General features: G+C 66.0%; 2 protein-coding genes. Both read right to left on the bottom strand.

Going from position 1 to position 1,640, the window contains the following annotated elements; translation table 11 throughout:
* Positions 1–115: 115 nt before the first annotated feature.
* Positions 116–1,225, bottom strand: coding sequence for an AAA family ATPase (locus FKP22_RS29625; RefSeq protein WP_231012262.1), 1,110 nt, complete (start codon positions 1,223–1,225; stop codon positions 116–118).
* Positions 1,226–1,330: 105 nt separating this feature from the next.
* Positions 1,331–1,640: LysR substrate-binding domain-containing protein (locus FKP22_RS29620; protein WP_233447009.1), on the bottom strand; the 310-nt coding region annotated here is incomplete at its 5' end.

Here is a 1,640-nt window from a genome sequence, read left to right as displayed (position 1 = left end):
CCGCCAGGACCGGCACCGGCAAGACCGCCACACGCCACCGCGCCACGGCCAAGCCAACGGTCAAGGACAGCGCGGCGCAGGTCGCCCGCGCCGGCTGAACCGACAAGCCCGCCAGCTAGCTTGCCGCCGCAGGCACAACGGCCAACAGGCCGTCGGCTGCCATCAGCTCGCTGAGCGAGGCTTCCTCCAGCGCGTACACGCCTCGCGCGGCCCGCCACACGAGCGACTTCTCCTGCAGCGCCAGCAAGGCCTGCTGCACACCGGGAACGTCTGCCTTGGCGTCTGCGGGCTGTCCTGTCGCTTGCAGCACGGCCTGGTAGGCGCCAATCGTGTTGGCCTCGAACGGCGCGTAGTCGGTGCCGCGCGCAGCCAGCACCCGCAGCACGGCCGATTGCAGCGGCGTCAGGCTGTGCACCACGCGCAGCAGTTCATGGCTGCTGGCCTCGATCTGCGCCTCCACGGCCTGGGTGAACTGTGCGGACACGTCTGCGGGCTGGAGATCAAAAGCAAAACGCAGCGTGTCTGCGGCTGCGCCCAGCAATTCCGGGCGGAAGGATGCCCGGCTGAACAATTCCAGCACTTTGGCAGCGTCGAGCTCGGCGGGCAGATCGGTACGTTCGCAGAACCACTGCACGTAGTCGGCACCGAGTGCCGGAAAGTTCACCAGTGGCGCGCCAAAGAAGGCCTGGTCACGGCTGTTGCGCAGCATGGCCAGCTTGTCTCGATTGGAACCAGTGGCCACGATGCGAAGACCGTGATGCCGGCTGCTGTTGAGTTCGTCGCGGGCCGCCTTGAGCGCGAACAGGGCATCGTTGCCTTTGTCGCTGGTGATGGCGTGCTGCGCCTCATCGATGATCAGCACGATGGTGCGCTTGCTCTCGTCGGACAGGGCCGCAAACGCGGCCGAGAGCGAAACGCCGTCACCCAGGCCGACGCGATCCAGCGAAAAGGAGACCCCGCCCACCGCCACCTTGTCCATGCCAGCGGCCTTGGCCAGTCGCTTGACGACACCGTCATGCTTGGCCAGCTCGGCCCTGACGGCATGCACGATCACATCGCCCGGGTCGGCCTTGCGGTCTTCCCACAGATCCGCATAGACGACCAGTGCACCCTTGGCTTCCAATTGAGGGCGCAGGTCCTCACGAAGGAAGGTGGACTTGCCCGTGCGGCGAGGCGCGGCCAGGAAGAGGCCTGAACTCGATGCCGACGTGGGTGACAAGAACATGACTTTGCCTGCCATGTCCGCGGCCAGTGCCGTACGGTGAAAGATTTCCATTTCGGGCCTCAGCTTTAGAGTCGATTATAGAGCTCTATAGAAAACTATAGGGCTCTACAGCACGTCACACTCCGCGCTGATCCAGGCCTCGAAGGCCTGCAGTGCCGCACTGCGCTTGCGCGAACCCAGCCGCGTGAGCCAGTAGCGGCCGCTGTCGATCTGCACGTCGAACAGGCGAACCAGGCGGCCGTTGCGCAGGTCGCGGATGAACAGGTCCACCGGCAGCAGCGCCACGCCAGCGCCCAGCGCCGCCGCTTCGGCGAGCGCCAGTGAAGCGTCGAACACCATGCCGCGCACGACCGGTGGCTCGACGCCTGCGGCACGGAACCAGGTTTGCCATTCATCGGCCCGGTAGGAACGCAGC

Origin of the sequence: Ideonella azotifigens (genome assembly GCF_006519715.1) — a bacterium.
Classification (GTDB): Bacteria; Pseudomonadota; Gammaproteobacteria; order Burkholderiales; family Burkholderiaceae_C; genus Ideonella; species Ideonella azotifigens.
This window is presented reverse-complemented; position numbering and strand designations above follow the sequence as displayed.

Excerpts from the sequence above, each read along its gene's own strand:
- FKP22_RS29625 (WP_231012262.1), bottom strand. The coding sequence starts at position 1,225 with ATGTTCTTGTCACCCACGTCGGCATCGAGTTCAGGCCTCTTCCTGGCC.